Origin of the sequence: Kordia sp. (genome assembly GCF_965283645.1) — a bacterium.
Classification (GTDB): domain Bacteria; phylum Bacteroidota; class Bacteroidia; order Flavobacteriales; family Flavobacteriaceae; genus Kordia.
In genome coordinates this window covers 1,709,733-1,728,272 of sequence record NZ_CBDIPG010000001.1, presented here as the reverse complement: position 1 = coordinate 1,728,272, position 18,540 = coordinate 1,709,733, and the positions used below count along the sequence as shown (strand labels likewise).

General features: G+C 36.7%; 7 protein-coding genes. 6 read left to right on the top strand and 1 reads right to left on the bottom strand.

The window, feature by feature from the left end; all coding sequences use genetic code 11:
- Positions 1-103: 103 nt before the first annotated feature.
- From rpoB to ACQ654_RS07390, 3 genes are all read left to right on the top strand, one after another.
- Complete coding sequence (gene rpoB / locus ACQ654_RS07400; RefSeq protein ID WP_430409688.1) at positions 104-3,913, top strand: DNA-directed RNA polymerase subunit beta; 3,810 nt, start codon at positions 104-106, stop codon at positions 3,911-3,913.
- 69 nt (positions 3,914-3,982) lie between these two features.
- Positions 3,983-8,281 carry a DNA-directed RNA polymerase subunit beta' gene (gene rpoC, locus ACQ654_RS07395; RefSeq protein WP_430409687.1) on the top strand — a complete coding sequence of 1,433 codons (4,299 nt, stop codon included), beginning with the start codon at positions 3,983-3,985 and terminating at the stop codon, positions 8,279-8,281.
- 3 nt (positions 8,282-8,284) lie between these two features.
- A complete protein-coding gene (locus tag ACQ654_RS07390; RefSeq protein WP_430409686.1) occupies positions 8,285-8,596 on the top strand; it encodes a DUF3467 domain-containing protein in 312 nt (103 codons plus the stop codon).
- A 280-nt stretch (positions 8,597-8,876) separates the two neighbouring features.
- Here the strand turns inward: ACQ654_RS07390 and ACQ654_RS07385 are convergent, their stop codons facing one another.
- Complete coding sequence (locus tag ACQ654_RS07385; protein WP_430409685.1) at positions 8,877-10,463, bottom strand: peptide chain release factor 3; 1,587 nt, start codon at positions 10,461-10,463, stop codon at positions 8,877-8,879.
- Positions 10,464-10,751: 288 nt separating this feature from the next.
- Between ACQ654_RS07385 and ACQ654_RS07380 the strand changes: the two genes are divergently transcribed.
- From ACQ654_RS07380 to ACQ654_RS07370, 3 genes are all read left to right on the top strand, one after another.
- Complete coding sequence (locus ACQ654_RS07380; protein WP_430409684.1) at positions 10,752-11,603, top strand: hypothetical protein; 852 nt, start codon at positions 10,752-10,754, stop codon at positions 11,601-11,603.
- A gap of 17 nt (positions 11,604-11,620) precedes the next feature.
- Complete coding sequence (locus tag ACQ654_RS07375; protein ID WP_430409683.1) at positions 11,621-17,839, top strand: Calx-beta domain-containing protein; 6,219 nt, start codon at positions 11,621-11,623, stop codon at positions 17,837-17,839.
- Between the two features lie 142 nt (positions 17,840-17,981).
- Complete coding sequence (locus ACQ654_RS07370) at positions 17,982-18,443, top strand: Calx-beta domain-containing protein (protein WP_430409682.1); 462 nt, start codon at positions 17,982-17,984, stop codon at positions 18,441-18,443.
- The last annotated feature ends 97 nt before the right edge of the window (positions 18,444-18,540 follow it).

Below are 18,540 nucleotides of genomic sequence, written 5' to 3'. Positions count from 1 at the left end.
GGTTTAGGTCTTTGGGATAGTCCCCTGAGACCTAAACCCTTTTGTGTATATAAGCGTTAATACGTTTTATTTTATTTTATTTTAATCATAATATTGTCCATTGATGTTCACAAATCAGACTGAAAGATTAAATTTCGCCTCGGCAAAACACACACCTGATTATCCAGATTTTCTAGATATTCAGATCAAATCATTTCAAGATTTCTTTCAACTAGAAACGAAATCAGAAGAGCGTGGCGAAGAAGGATTATACAACACCTTCCAAGAAAACTTTCCAATTACAGACACTCGTAATCAATTCGTATTAGAATTTCTTGATTACTTCGTCGACCCACCGAGATACAATATTCAAGAATGTATTGAAAGAGGATTAACATATAGTGTGCCTTTAAAAGCACGTTTAAAACTATACTGTACAGATCCTGAGCATGAAGATTTTGAAACAATTGTACAAGATGTATATTTAGGAACTATTCCTTACATGACTCCAAGTGGAACGTTCTGTATCAACGGAGCTGAACGTGTCGTAGTTTCTCAATTACACCGTTCACCAGGAGTATTTTTTGGACAATCTTTCCATGCAAATGGAACCAAGCTTTATTCTGCCAGAGTAATTCCTTTTAAAGGATCTTGGATAGAATTTGCTACAGATATCAATAGTGTAATGTATGCATATATTGATAGAAAGAAAAAATTACCTGTAACCACACTATTTAGAGCTATCGGATTCGAAAGTGATAAAGATATCCTTGAGATATTTGATCTTGCTGAAGAAGTAAAAGTATCTAAAAGTGGACTTAAAAAAGTATTAGGTCGCAAGTTAGCTGCACGTGTATTAAATACATGGCATGAAGACTTCGTGGATGAAGATACAGGTGAAGTAGTATCTATCGAGCGTAACGAAATCGTTTTGGATAGAGATACTATTTTAGAAAAAGAACACATAGAAGAAATCGTTGAAGCTGGTGTAAAAACTGTTCTTTTACACAAAGAAGAAAACCAAGCTGGTGATTATGCGATTATCCACAATACATTACAAAAAGATCCTACGAACTCTGAAAAAGAAGCCGTAGAACATATTTATCGTCAACTTCGTAATGCTGAACCGCCAGATGAGGAAACAGCACGTGGTATCATCGATAAACTATTCTTCTCTGACCAAAGATATAATCTTGGTGGAGTAGGTCGTTACCGTATGAATAAGAAGTTAGGATTGAATATCGCCATGGATAAGCAAGTCTTAACCAAGGAAGATATTATCACAATCATCAAATACTTAATTGAGTTAATTAATTCAAAAGCAGAAATTGATGATATTGATCACTTATCTAACAGACGTGTTCGTACCGTAGGAGAACAATTAGCACAACAATTTGGTGTTGGTCTTGCACGTATGGCAAGAACAATTCGTGAGCGTATGAACGTTAGAGATAACGAGGTATTTACACCAATTGATTTGATTAATGCAAAAACCTTATCATCTGTAATTAACTCATTCTTCGGAACGAACCAGTTGTCTCAGTTTATGGATCAAACAAATCCATTAGCAGAAATTACACACAAACGTCGTTTATCGGCTTTAGGACCAGGTGGACTTTCCAGAGAAAGAGCAGGTTTTGAGGTACGTGATGTTCACTATACACACTACGGACGTTTATGTCCTATTGAAACACCAGAAGGTCCAAACATTGGATTAATATCTTCTCTTGGAGTATTTGCAAAAGTAAACTCTATGGGATTCTTAGAAACTCCTTATCGTAAAGTTGAGGACGGAAAAGTTGATATAAACAAGTTTGCATACCTAAGTGCTGAGGAAGAAGAAGGAATGAAAATTTCACAAGCAAACATTCCTATAACTGAAGATGGTACAATCAATGTTGAAAAAGTAATTGCTAGAGAAGAAGGAGATTTCCCAGTAGTATCTCCATCTGAAATAGATTATACAGATGTTGCTCCTAATCAAATAGCGTCAATCTCTGCATCGTTAATTCCATTCTTGGAACATGATGATGCCAACCGTGCATTGATGGGATCAAACATGATGCGTCAGGCAGTACCTTTATTACGTCCACAATCACCAATCGTAGGAACTGGACTAGAACGTCAAGTTGCTTCTGATTCAAGAGTGTTGATAAATGCTGAAGGAGATGGATATGCTGAGTATGTAGACGCTAATAAAATTACAATCAAATATGATCGTACAGATGATGAAAGATTAGTAAGTTTTGATGGTGATTCAAAAACATACAACTTAATCAAATTCCGTAAAACAAACCAAAGTACGTCTATTAACTTAAAGCCAATCGTAAGAAGAGGTGATAGAGTTAAAAAAGGACAAGTACTTTGTGAAGGATACGCAACTCAAAAAGGAGAACTTGCACTAGGACGAAACTTGAAGGTTGCCTTCATGCCTTGGAAAGGATATAACTTTGAGGATGCAATTGTAATCTCTGAAAAAGTAGTTCGTGAAGATATCTTTACGTCTATTCACATTGACGAATACTCAATGGATGTAAGAGATACAAAATTAGGAGCTGAAGAATTAACCAATGATATTCCAAACGTTTCAGAAGAGGCTACAAAAGACTTAGATGAAAATGGAATGATTAGAATTGGAGCCGAAGTAAAACCTGGTGATATTCTAATTGGTAAAATTACTCCAAAAGGAGAATCAGATCCTACACCAGAAGAAAAATTATTACGTGCAATCTTCGGAGATAAAGCAGGTGATGTAAAAGATGCTTCATTAAAAGCGTCTCCATCATTACATGGAGTTGTAATTAATAAAAAACTATTCTCAAGAGCAATCAAAGACAAGCGTAAAAGAGCTAAAGATAAAGAGGAAATCGCAACTTTAGAACTTGAATACACAACTAAATTTGAAGAGCTAAGAGGTGTGTTAATTGACAAATTGTTTACAATTGTTAATGGTAAAACATCTCAAGGAGTTCAAAATGATCTTGGAGAAGAAGTATTACCAAAAGGTAAAAAGTTCACACTAAAAATGTTAAACGCTGTAGAAGATTACGCGCATTTAACAGGAGGAACTTGGACTACTGATGATGATACAAACAGCGCTGTTGCTGATTTAGTACACAACTATAAAATTAAACTTAATGACCTGCAAGGAGCATTAAGAAGAGATAAATTTACAATCTCAGTTGGAGACGAATTACCAGCAGGAATATTAAAACTTGCAAAAGTTTACATCGCTAAGAAACGTAAACTAAAAGTAGGTGATAAAATGGCAGGCCGTCACGGAAACAAAGGTATTGTAGCACGTATTGTACGTCAAGAAGATATGCCTTTCTTAGAAGACGGAACGCCAGTTGATATCGTATTAAATCCATTAGGTGTACCTTCTCGTATGAATATCGGTCAGATTTATGAAACGGTATTAGGATGGGCAGGAGAGAAACTTGATAAAAAATATGCAACGCCAATCTTTGATGGTGCTTCTTTAGATCAGATCAATGAGATTACTGATGAAGCAGGAGTTCCAAGATTTGGACATACATATCTTTATGATGGTGGAACAGGAGAACGTTTTGATCAGCCAGCAACAGTAGGTATTATATACATGCTGAAACTTGGTCACATGGTAGACGATAAAATGCACGCACGTTCAATAGGACCATACTCATTAATTACGCAACAACCATTAGGTGGTAAAGCACAATTTGGTGGACAGCGTTTTGGAGAAATGGAAGTTTGGGCACTAGAAGCATATGGAGCATCAAGTACACTAAGAGAAATACTGACTGTAAAATCTGATGATGTAATTGGAAGAGCCAAAACATACGAAGCAATCGTAAAAGGTGAACCAATGCCAGAACCAGGATTACCTGAATCATTCAATGTATTAATGCATGAATTGAAAGGTCTTGGATTAGACATTAGATTAGAGGAATAAATTATAAACGCCGTGTAGCTTCAGAGTTGCACGGCTACAATTACACATAATTCATTATCAACCATTAGTATGGCAAGAAATAAAGATAAGAATACTGTAAAGAGATTTAATAAAATCTCAATAGGTTTAGCCTCTCCGGAGTCTATATTAGCAGCATCAAAAGGTGAAGTGCTAAAACCTGAAACAATCAACTATCGTACACACAAACCAGAGCGTGACGGATTATTCTGTGAGCGTATCTTTGGACCTGTAAAAGATTACGAATGTGCTTGTGGAAAATACAAGAGAATTCGTTACAAAGGAATCGTTTGTGACCGTTGTGGTGTTGAAGTAACAGAAAAGAAAGTACGTAGAGACAGAGTTGGACATATCAACCTTGTTGTGCCAGTTGCACACATATGGTATTTCCGTTCGTTACCAAACAAAATAGGATACCTTTTAGGATTACCATCTAAGAAATTAGACATGATTATCTACTACGAACGTTACGTAGTAATTCAGCCAGGTGATGCTAAAAACGAAGCTGGTGAGCCAGTTCAAAAAATGGATTTCCTTACGGAAGAAGAATACTTAAACATTCTTGAATCACTTCCACAAGAAAACTTATACTTAGACGATAATGACCCAACGAAATTTATCGCTAAAATGGGAGCTGAGTGTTTAATTGAACTATTATCTAGAATCGATTTAGATCAATTATCATTCGACTTACGTCACAAAGCAAACAACGAAACATCTAAGCAACGTAAAACGGAAGCATTAAAACGTTTACAAGTTGTGGAGTCATTACGTGATGCGAACAAAAATCGTGAAAACCGTCCAGAATGGATGATCATGAAAGTTGTTCCTGTAATTCCACCAGAATTACGTCCGTTAGTGCCATTAGATGGTGGTCGTTTTGCAACGTCTGATTTAAATGATTTATACCGTAGAGTAATTATCAGAAACAATCGTTTAAAAAGATTAATGGAGATCAAAGCTCCTGAAGTAATCTTACGTAACGAGAAGCGTATGCTTCAAGAATCTGTAGATTCATTATTCGATAACACGCGTAAATCATCCGCTGTAAAAACAGATTCTAACAGACCATTAAAATCATTATCTGATTCCTTAAAAGGTAAGCAAGGACGTTTCCGTCAAAACTTACTTGGAAAACGTGTAGATTATTCTGCTCGTTCCGTAATTGTTGTTGGTCCAGAATTAAAACTATACGAATGTGGATTGCCTAAAAACATGGCAGCAGAATTATACAAGCCTTTTGTAATTAGAAAACTAATTGAAAGAGGTATTGTAAAAACTGTAAAATCTGCAAAGAAAATTATAGATAAAAAAGAGCCAGTAGTTTGGGATATTTTGGATAACGTAATTAAAGGTCATCCAGTATTACTAAACCGTGCGCCAACGCTTCACCGATTAGGTATTCAGGCATTCCAGCCAAAACTTATTGAAGGAAAAGCGATTCAGTTACACCCATTGGCATGTACAGCCTTTAACGCCGATTTTGATGGTGATCAAATGGCAGTACATTTACCATTAGGCCCAGAAGCAATTTTAGAAGCACAATTATTAATGTTAGCTTCTCAAAACATTCTGAATCCAGCAAATGGTTCGCCAATTACAGTACCTTCTCAAGATATGGTATTAGGTTTATACTATATGACGAAGTTGCGTAAATCTACTCCAGATAGAAAAATTAAAGGAGAAGGATTAACATTCTACTCTGCTGAGGAAGTAGTAATGGCGTACAATGAAAAACAAATAGAGTTGAATGCTTCTATGAAAATTAGAACATTAGACTTTAATGAAGCTGGAGAATTAGTTCCACAAATTATAGAAACAACTGTAGGACGTGTACTTTTCAATCAGAAAGTGCCAGCACAAGCAGGATATATCAATGAAGTATTAACGAAAAAATCGTTGCGTAGTATCATTGGTGGAATCTTAAAAGTAACAGACATTCCAACAACGTCAGCTTTCTTAGATGATATCAAAGGTCTTGGATATGGATTTGCCTTTAGAGGTGGATTATCATTCAGTTTAGGAGATATCATTATTCCAAAAGAAAAGCAGTCGTTAATTGACAAAGCAAACAAAGAAGTTGACGGAATTACCGCTAACTATAACATGGGATTAATTACCAATAACGAACGTTACAATCAGGTAATTGACAAGTGGACAACAACAAACGCAAACTTGACGGAGTTGTCTATGAAACACATTAGTGAAGATCAACAAGGATTTAACTCTGTGTACATGATGCTTGACTCTGGAGCCCGTGGTTCTAAAGAGCAAATTCGTCAGTTAACTGGTATGCGTGGATTAATGGCGAAGCCGAAAAAATCGACTGCCGGTGGTGGAGAAATTATTGAAAACCCGATTCTTTCTAACTTTAAAGAAGGATTATCGATCTTAGAATACTTTATCTCTACGCACGGTGCACGTAAAGGTCTTGCCGATACCGCATTAAAAACTGCCGATGCAGGATATTTAACACGTCGTCTAGTAGATGTGTCTCAAGATGTAATTGTAAATATTCACGATTGTGAAACATTAAGAGGTGTTGAAGTAAAAGCATTAAAGAAAAATGAAGATGTAGTTGAACCATTAAAAGAGCGTATCTTAGGTAGAGTTTCTCTACATGATGTATACAATCCTTTAACGGAAGAAATTTTAGTAGCTGCAGGCGAAAACATTACAGAAGAAGTAGCACAATCAATAGAAGACTCACCAGTAGAATCAGTAGAAGTACGTTCTCCATTAACATGTGAAGCGCCAAAAGGTATTTGCTCTAAATGTTATGGACGTAACCTTTCTACAAACAAAATGGTTCAAATTGGAGAAGCTGTAGGAGTTGTTGCCGCACAATCAATTGGAGAGCCAGGTACACAGTTAACGCTACGTACATTCCACATGGGAGGAACAGCGAGTAACATTTCTGAAGAAAACCAGTTAAAAGCTAAATTTGGAGGTGTCGCTGAAATTGAAGAACTGAAAACAGTTCAAGGTGAAGATGCAGATGGAAAACTTTCAGATATTGTAATTTCTCGTACATCGGAAATAAAAGTTATTGATAAGAAAACTGGAATTACATTAAGTACAAATAACATTCCTTATGGTTCTACAATCTTTGTGAAAAACGGAGAAACAATCAAACAGGATCAAGCTATTTGTGAGTGGGATCCATATAATGGTGTGATTATCTCTGAATTTGCTGGGAAAATTAAGTACGAAAACATCGAACAAGGTGTTACGTTCCAAGTAGAAATTGATGAACAAACAGGATTCCAAGAAAAAGTAATTTCTGAATCAAGAAATAAAAAATTAATTCCAACGCTACAAATATTAAACAGCAAGGGAGAAATACAAAGGTCTTACAACCTTCCAGTAGGTTCTCACTTAATGGTTGATGATAGTGAAAAGATTAAAGTTGGTAAAATTTTAGTGAAAATTCCACGTAAATCTGCAAAATCAGGAGATATTACAGGAGGTTTACCACGTGTAACAGAATTGTTTGAAGCACGTAACCCTTCTAACCCAGCGGTTGTATCTGAGATTGACGGAGTTGTTTCTTTTGGTAAAATTAAAAGAGGTAACCGTGAAATTATTGTAGAATCTAAATTTGGAGACATCAGAAAGTATTTAGTAAAACTTTCGAACCAAATCTTAGTTCAAGAAAATGATTATGTACGTGCTGGAATGCCACTTTCAGATGGTTCTATTACGCCTAACGATATTTTAAATATTAAAGGACCTTCAGCTGTACAACAATACTTAGTAAATGAAGTACAGGAAGTATATCGTTTACAAGGTGTGAAAATTAATGACAAACACTTTGAAGTAATTGTTCGTCAAATGATGCGTAAAGTAAGAATCGGAGATCCTGGAGATACTATCTTCTTAGAAAACCAATTAATTCACAAGTCTGATTTCATCAGAGAAAATGATAACCTTTACGGTCAAAAAGTAATTGAAGATGCAGGTGAATCAGAAAACTTTAAAGCAGGACAAATTGTTTCTCCAAGAGAATTGAGAGATGAAAATTCTGTATTAAGAAGATCTGATAAGCAACTAGTAACTGCAAGAGACATTGTTCCGGCAACGGCAACACCTATCTTACAAGGTATTACGAGAGCTTCATTACAGACGAAATCATTTATCTCAGCAGCGTCGTTCCAGGAAACAACAAAAGTACTGAACGAAGCCGCAGTAAGTGGTAAAGTGGATGCATTAGAAGGATTAAAAGAAAATGTAATTGTTGGACATAAAATACCAGCAGGAACTGGAATGCGTAAGTACGATGATATTATTGTAGGATCGAGAGAAGAATACAATGAAATTATGGCAGCTAAGCATGAAATTAACTTTTAATACATGAGCAAGGACAAAGCAAAAGAAAAGCAAATCAATATTGAGTTGGATGATGCAACTGCGGAAGGAATTTATTCCAACCTAGCAATCATCAATCACTCACCATCAGAATTTGTAGTAGATTTTGTAAACATTATGCCAGGGAGACCAAAGGCAAAAGTAAAATCTAGAATTATATTAACGCCACAACATGCAAAACGATTAATGAAGGCATTAGGTGAAAATATACATCGCTTTGAAAAAGCTAATGGACAAATAACAGATTTTGAACAACCTCCAATTCCAATGAATTTTGGACCCACTGGAGAAGCTTAATAAAAAAAACCTCAATTTTCGAATTGAGGTTTTTTTATTTTTAAACAAATCATTAAAATTTATTCCAATTTATGTTTAAATAGATTTTAATTATACTTTGTCCAAAAGTGACTTTTTTTGAATAGTATTTTAAGAACAAAAAAAAGACATCAATGCTAGTTGATGTCTTTTTTATATAAACTCATTAAAAAGCTTTAAAATGATTATTATTTGCATTTCTGAGAAGAAAAGCAACTCTTTTTAATCATTCAATTCTTCAATTTTTTAGTTTTTAAATTCATTAAAACTCACTTGTAAAGTGAAACTTAATAGTCGGATATTTTTGTTGTGTCATTTGTAACGAAAAAGAAGAATCTGCTAAAAACACCAGTTTATTTTCTTTATCTCGTGCTAAAAATTTTTGTTTTACACGCTTAAAATTTAAAAACTCAGGATCTTTTTTATCAGCAACTTCAACCCAACATGCTTTATGAACATTTAAATTTTCATATGTACATTTTGCGCCATATTCATGCTCCAATCGATACTGAATTACTTCATATTGAAGTGCTCCAACAGTACCAATAATCTTTCGTCCATTTAAATCGAGTGTAAATAATTGTGCAACTCCTTCATCCATTAACTGTGTAATACCTTTATTTAACTGCTTGGATTTCATTGGATCAGCGTTGTTGATATATCTAAAATGCTCTGGTGAAAAACTCGGAACACCTTTGTAGTTCATCTTTTCACCAGCCGTCAATGTATCGCCAATTTTGAAATTTCCAGTATCGTGCAAACCAACAATATCACCTGGAAACGATTCGTCAACAATTTGTTTTTTCTCAGCAAAAAATGCATTCGGACTCGAAAACTTTAACTTCTTATCCAATCGAACATGAAGGTACGGTGTATTACGTTTAAAAACTCCTGAAACAATTTTAATAAAAGCCAAACGGTCTCTATGTTTCGGATCCATATTGGCGTGAATTTTAAATACAAAACCTGAAAAATCATCCTCATCAGGTTTTACCAATCGTGTATCAGAATCTTTCGCTAGTGGAGTTGGAGCAATTTCTACGAAACAATCTAGCAATTCTCTAACACCAAAATTATTCAAAGCTGAGCCAAAAAATACAGGCTGTAATTCACTATTTAAGTATTCCTCTCTGTTAAAATCTGGATACACTTCCATAACTAATTCTAACTCTTCACGCAATGTTTTTGCGGCTTTATCACCGATGTAAGTTTCGAGTTCAGGATTGTTAACATCTTCAAAATGAATAGCGTCAGAAATAGTTTGTTTATTATCTCCTGTAAATAAGTTAATATTCTTTTCCCAAATATTATAAATACCTTTAAAATCATATCCCATTCCAATAGGAAAACTTAACGGCGTAACACGCAAGCCAAGTTTCTGCTCTACTTCATCTAATAAATCAAAAGCATCTTTTCCTTCTCTATCCAATTTATTGATAAAAACGATAATAGGAATCTTTCGCATACGACAAACTTCAACTAATTTTTCAGTTTGTTCCTCCACACCTTTGGCAACATCAATTACCACAATAACGCTATCTACAGCACTCAATGTACGAAACGTATCTTCTGCAAAATCCTTGTGACCAGGTGTGTCTAAGATATTGATTTTCTTATCTTTATATATGAATGCAAGCACTGAAGTTGCAACAGAAATTCCACGTTGTCGTTCAATCTCCATAAAGTCACTTGTAGCGCCTTTTTTAATCTTGTTATTCTTTACAGCTCCAGCTTCTTGAATGGCACCACCAAACAGTAATAACTTTTCTGTTAAAGTTGTTTTTCCCGCATCAGGATGCGATATAATTCCGAAAGTTCTTCGCTTTGCTATTTCTTGTTGTATGCTCATTGCAAGTATTTAATAGGAAGCAAAAATATCACTTTTTAATCAAATAGAAACATAAAGTTAGCAACAACTTTACGACGTAAAAATGCAATTTTTTAACAAAAAACATAAGATTATCGTAAAAAAAAGATAGTAAACACTTGAACGAAAAAAGCTTGCATTTTAACGAAAAAACAAATCCTTTCATGAGTATTGCTACGTATATGTATTTGTCAGTCATTACATTTGTTAAAATATGTTAAGGAAATAATCGCACATTTTTTTACTTAACTGCCTTAAAAAAACACTCGAATGAACAACATTACTATTGATGTGCTGTTGGGACGTAAAGTCTTCGGCGGTGCTTCTATTGTTATACTTATTCTAAAAAGGCTTTCCCCTATTTTCGTGATGTGGCTTTGCATGCTACAGACACAATACACACTTGCGCAAGAAAAAACAATCTACGATGTGCAAGATTTAAAACTAGATGAAACTACAGCTGATGGAATCATTTCTTTCCAAAAAATAGTGCCACACCTTACGGGAGTAGCAAAACTTAGAAAACACGTATTGGACAATCAAGAATTGTATCCTATGGAACAAAAGGCGATTGAAACAAGTAGGAATAAAAAGCATGAAGCACACAAGCGTTGGGAACGATACATGCGAAAACTTCCTGTATATGTCTACCTAGTAGATGATATGCAAAACTATATAAAAGTGACCACTAGCATAAGTGAACGTTTAACTGTTTGTAAAAAGTTTAACGATCAACTACTGCTTAAAATTGAAAATAAAAACAATTACCCAATAAGTGCAGAAATAGAGCTTGACGCTGGAAATCTTGTAAACTTTCCAAAAACTGGAGCTTCAATCGAAAAGAAATTCAATACGCAACAAAAAATTACTTTCAATTATATAGCTAACGGTAGAGCAACGTTTAGTTTGCCAGCAAATTCAAAACTAGCTGTAAATATTCCTATAGTATACAGTTGTGATGGAAAAAAAGGCACAACACTAACAAAAGAACTTAACAACCAAATCTTGATAAATCATAAGATTAATCTTGTAGGATACATTTATAACGAACAAGAAAAGGAGTTATATCGAATAACCTCAATTCCAGTTACAACCTCAAGTATTAAGCTTACATATCTATAAAATAAAGTTTCATGACTATGAAAAACATTACATCAAAAATACTAGTAACACTTTTAGTGTCATTATTATTTTTCTTTAGCGCTAGTGCACAAAATATATCTGGAGTAGTAAACTCATATACTACAGTTACCGCAGTAAGCGGAACAACTGTTACTGTTGGAAGCAGTGCTGGGTTAGCAGTCAATGATCCTGTGATGATAATTCAAATGACAGGTATTAGTGGTGGCGGAAACACTGGTGGAACTGACAATGGAGCAGGTAATTTTCATTTAGCTAAAATTACCAACATAGCAGGGAATACATTAACGATAGATACATCAGTAACTAAAACATTTACACCAGCAACAGAGAGAGTTCAGCTTGTAAGAATTGCAAAATATACAAGTGATGTTACAGTTGTAGGTACTGTGTCAGCACAACCGTGGAATGGAAATACAGGAGGTATTATTTTTATAGATGCATGTGACAATAATATCACAATGAATGCAAGTATTAATGCTTCTGGAGATGGTTTTTTTGGAAGAAATACAACAGGAAACTTCGTAGTTGATAACTGTGGAGAATCAGCAGCTTTAGTGAACACACCAGATGAAAACTGGGGAACAGATCCAATATATTTTGGAGGTGACTTTGGAAACGCAGCACCATTATCAGGAGGTACTGGTCGTGGAGGTCACGGAGGATGTGATGGAGCTCAAGGTGCACCAGATGGTGGAGCAGGAGTTGGTGGTAATGGAGCAAACTCAACAGACGCAACACTTGGTTCAGGTGGTGGTGGTGGTGGCTACGGAGGTGGTGGTACCAGTGGAGGAGCTGGAACAACTATTTCAGGAACAGCCGCACCAGCAGTAGGAAGTGTCTTCGATACAGCAAGTAATTTACGATTGTTCATGGGAGCTTCTGGAGGTTCAGAAGTAGAATGGGCGCCTGCTACAGGTAATGGAGGAGGAATTATAATTGTATTAGCTAATAATATTACAACAAATGGTTCTAACAGAAACATCGTAAGTGATGGTATAGACGGACCTAACTCTGGTACATATAGCTTTTTTGGAGATCCTTCAAATGTAACAGGTGGAGCCGGTGGAGCCGGATATGTAGCTATACAAGCAAACTCTATAAATAGTCAAGTTAGAGTTTTTGCTCGTGGAGGAGATGCAACAACGCAACCAGGAGGATCACCCGTATTCATTGAATATGGAGGACCAGGTGGTGGTGGATTTGTAATAAGTTCTTCAGCAATAACAACTACCTCAGTAAGAAGTGGAAACATACTAGTTGGTAACGGAGCAAGAGCAGGAGCCGCAGGTAGAGTTGTTACAGATGCAGGTGTAAGTACAACATTTACACTTGAATGTTTAAATTGTAATATAGCTGATGCTGGAAAAACAAATGAAACTTGTAATAACAATCTAACACGTGATCGTTCTGACGATTATGTGAGTTTTGATTTAAATCCAACAGGAACCGATTTAGGAACAACATATACTGTTTCTGTAGATAATGGAGGTGTAATATCTCCAACATCAGGAACATATGGTGCAGCTCAAAATTTCAGATTACAAGATGGTTCAGCTAACAATACCTTATACACAATAACAATAACAGATGATGTAACTGGAACTTGTTCAATAACAACAACGATACAACAAAGTAATTGCGATATAGATTTTTGTGATTTATCAATTACAGGAAACATAGATAGTGACTCTGATGGTGTAGCCGATTTTTGTGATGAAGATGATGATAATGACGGAATATTAGATACCCAAGAACAATGTGCAACAGATCCTGTACCTTTAAATCTTGATTCTGTTGTTCGAATAGAAATAGATTTAGATCAATTTTCAACAGAAGTTGGCTGGTCATTTTCACAAGGAGCTACAGTACTTTTTAATCAACCAACAGGATCGTATACAACTGGAAACATTACAGTTTCTCAAGATATTACAGTAACAGAAAACGATACATATTTATTCACAATTACGGATACCTTTGGTGATGGAATTCAAGGAAATTCATACAGAGTATTAATTGATGGAGTAATCGCTATCAATCAAACTTTTGGTTCTCCAAGTGATACAACAACATTTTCGGCAACAGAAAATGTTTCGGTAACTACTATCGTATCTAATCCTTTCTCTTGTTTGCCAGGTGATCCAATGGGTGATGAAGATGGAGATGGGATTATCAACTATCAAGATGCAGATTTTTGTGCTTTAAACGCAAATGGCGTATGTTCAAATTTAGATTCTGATAATGATGGAATTATTAATTCATTAGATGATGATAGCGATAATGATGGTTGTGTTGATGCACTAGAAGCAGGACACACCGATGATGATATGGATGGAGTACTAGGAAACTCTCCAGTAACTGTCAATTCATCAAATGGTAGAGTAACAGGACAAGGCGGATATACAGGTACTGACCTTGCAGTAACTAACTCAGGAAACACGACTGCCTGTGATTCATGTGAAATATTAAGTGCTTCCGTAACAGCAATATTTTGTGATAACAACGGAACACCAACAAATGATGCAGATGATACATTTACTTTCTACATCAATCCTAACGGAAACTTATTAGGATCTACATACAGTTTATCTGGAGATATAACGCAAGCAAACATTTCATACGATTTACCAGAACAATTTGGGCCATTCTCAATAGCTGGAGGAAACATAACATTTACTATCACAGATGATAGTGATGGTTCATGTCAATTAACAAATGTAGTAGTAGCACCACCAGCAACATGTTCAAGTTCTACGTCTGTAGACACAGATAATGATACAGTTGAAGATGCAATAGACATAGATAATGACAATGACGGAATTATTGATGACAACGAAAATGTTTGTGTCTCAAGACCATTAACAACAGGTGCATGGGCAGGAAGCCTTCCATACACAAACAGTGCAGGTTCAGTTGGAATAAGCTACAACAGCTCAATTCCTGCTGGTGGACTTATCGCATACACGCCAGATGGAACAATGACTACGAATTCCTTCTTCTCGGATGCGGCGGTAGAAGGTTCAAATTCTCTAGAATTTTTATTTGCATGGGATACATCTTCAGAGTCTCTTGATGCAGCTTCTGATGATCGAGTTACTGGAACAATTACAATAACATACGATCAACCAGTTTACAATCCAATAATTCATATTGACAGACTTGGAGGAAACAATCAAATACAATCTGGAAACTTCATATCAAATACTTCATTGTGGACATTGCAAAATGCAAACCTTACTATGGGGAAAATTTCTGGAAACAATCAACTAATAGTAACGTCAAAACAATTCTACAGAGATGTAAATCAAAACCTTGGAACAAGTTCACCTATAGTGCTTTCAGGTGAAGCAGACAATGGAGGATTTGGAACAGCGGCAGGAAGTATTCAAATATATGGTAGAGTAACAACATTAACCTTTCAAGTAACTGGAGAAGGTATTGATGGTACAGGTTCAGATGTATTAGAAATGACTTTCGATGCATGTCCAGTAGTAGATACAGACGGTGATACAATTCCAGATTTCTTAGATACTGATAGTGATGGCGACGGTTGTCCTGATGCTTTAGAAGGTGGAGATAATATTCTAGCTTCTGCAGTAGATGGAAGTGGAATGTTAACAGGAACAGTTGAACCAACAACGGGAGTTCCAAACAATGTAAATACAACATTAGGACAAACAGCAGGAACTTCTACTGATAATACGCAATTTGATGCATTTGGTCAATGTGACGAAGATGGAGATGGAGTAATTGACGCAAATGATATCTGTAATGGTTTTGACGACAATGCAAATGCCGATGGAGATTCTGTTCCTGATGGTTGTGATTTAGATGATGATAATGATGGGATTTTAGACACTACAGAATGTGTGCCTACAACTGTTTTTTCTAATTCTGGAGGAGGTTTTAGTACTGATAATACAGCTCCAACAATAAGTCAAAGTATAACCAATGTAAACCCTTATGGTATAGGGAATACGCTGTCAATAGGAACTTTGTCAGTTAGAGATTCGAATCCATCAGGACCCTCAGATTATGTATTGGTTACTATAAGTTATGGAGGACTTGTATATGCTACTTTTGAAAGTCAAGAAGGAGTTAAGTCTTCAGAACAAATTATTAACTATAGTAATGGAGCTAGTGGTAGTCTAAGAATATTGCCTTACTCAGAACTAGGTACAATTTCAGATAGTTGGGATATTTATCTGCCAGCAACTATCCCTGATAGTGGAACGATAGAAGTTGTTATCGATATGACTAATAAAGAGGGCTCCTCTACTGAAGGAGTAGATGATGTTGTTATTAGTAATTTGAGTATAGATACTTGCCAAGATACAGATGCAGATTTAACTCCAGATTATTTAGATACAGATTCAGACAACGATGGTTGTGCGGATGCTATTGAAGGAGCAGCCAATTTCACTGCTACAGATTTAACTTCGAGTAACAATTTAGCAGATGATGATGAAGGAGCAGTTGGAACTAATGGAGTTCCTACAAATACAGGAAGCCCACAAGCAACAAACGCAAACGTAACAACTGCTACACAAGCAGCAATCACAGCAGATCCAGCAACAAGTCAAACAATACTTGAAGGAGGAAGTGTTACATTTACAGCTGCGGCAAGTTCGCAATCAACAACAACATTTGCTTCTGGGGCACCAAACTATACAGTTCCTCCAGCAACAGACTCTTCAGCCAACATTGTATATCAATGGCAAGAAAGTACTGATAATGGAGCAACTTGGTCAGACATTACAGTCGCAGGAACAAATCCAACGTACTCAGGATTCAATACAAATACACTGACATTGACTAATGTGCCAAGTTCTTATAATGGATATGATTATCAACTAATTATCACGCATAGTGAAAATTCGTGTATACTACTGGATTCACAAGATGCAAATTTAGTAGTAAATCCTTTAGTCGCTATGAGTGTAGGAGATGTAACCGTAGCAGAAGATAACGGTAGCGCATCAGTACCAGTCTCAATCGACAATCCAAGCTCAGTAGACACGGTAGTAGCAATCACTACAGTAGATAACAGTGCAGAAGATCCAAATGATTATACAACAACGACTGTTACTGCAACGATTCCAGCAGGACAGACAACTGTTAATGTATCAATTCCAATTACAGATGATACCGTTGGAGAACCAACAGAGGACTTTACGGTAAACGGAAGCGTTACCAGTGGAAACACTTCTAACACGACAGATAGCGGAACGGTAACCATCACAGATAATGATACGCCTGCTTTCACGGTAGGAGATGTAACCGTAGCAGAAGATAACGGTAGCGCATCAGTACCAGTTTCAATTGACAATCCAAGCTCAGTAGACACGGTAGTAGCAATCACTACAGTAGATAACAGTGCAGAAGATCCAAATGATTATACAAGCACCACAGTTACGGCAACGATCCCAGCAGGACAAACAACTGTGAATGTAAGTATTCCAATTACAGATGACACCATCGGAGAACCAACAGAGGACTTTACGGTAAATGGTAGCGTTACCAGTGGAAACACTTCTAACACGACAGATAGCGGAACGGTAACCATCACAGATAATGATACGCCTGCTTTCACGGTAGGAGATGTAACCGTAGCAGAAGATAACGGTAGCGCATCAGTACCAGTTTCAATTGACAATCCAAGCTCAGTAGACACGGTAGTAGCAATCACTACAGTAGATAACAGTGCAGAAGATCCAAACGATTATACAACTACAACCGTAACGGCAACGATCCCAGCAGGACAAACAACTGTGAATGTAAGTATTCCAATTACGGATGATACCGTTGGAGAACCAACAGAGGACTTTACGGTAAATGGTAGCGTTACCAGTGGAAACACTTCTAACACGACAGATAGCGGAACGGTAACCATCACAGATAATGATACGCCTGCTTTCACGGTAGGAGATGTAACCGTAGCAGAAGATAACGGTAGCGCAAGTGTGCCAGTCTCAATCGACAATCCAAGCTCAGTAGACACGGTAGTAGCAATCACTACAGTAGATAACAGTGCAGAAGATCCAAACGATTATACAACTACAACCGTAACGGCAACGATCCCAGCAGGACAAACGACTGTGAATGTATCAATTCCAATTACAGATGATACCGTTGGAGAACCAACAGAGGACTTTACGGTAAACGGAAGCGTTACCAGTGGAAACACTTCTAACACAACAGACAGTCAGGAACGGTAACGATCACTGATAACGACACGCCTGCTTTCACAGTAGGAGATGTAACCGTAGCAGAAGATAACGGAAGTGCATCAGTACCCGTATCAATCGACAATCCAAGCTCAGTAGACACGGTAGTAGTCAATCACTACAGTAGACAACAGTGCAGAAGATCCAAACGATTATACAAGCAACGACCGTTACTGCAACGATCCCAGCAGGACAAACAACTGTGAATGTAAGCATTCCAATTACGGATGATACCGTTGGAGAACCGACAGAGGACTTCACTGTAAACGGAAGCGTTACCAGTGGAAACACATCAAACACAACAGACAGCGGAACGGTAACGATCACTGATAACGACACGCCTGCTTTCACAGTAGGAGATGTAACCGTAGCAGAAGATAACGGATCAGCAAGTGTACCAGTCTCAATCGACAATCCAAGCTCAGTTGACACGGTAGTAGCAATCACTACAGTAGACAACAGTGCAGAAGATCCAAATGATTATACAAGCACCGACTGTTACGGCAACGATTCCAGCAGGACAGACAAGCGTGAATGTAAGCAATTCCAATTACAGATGATACCGTTGGAGAACCGACAGAGGACTTCACGGTAAACGGAAGCGTTACCAGTGGAAACACTTCTAACGCGACAGACAGCGGAACAGTAACCATCACAGATAACGACACGCCTGCTTTCACGGTAGGAGATGT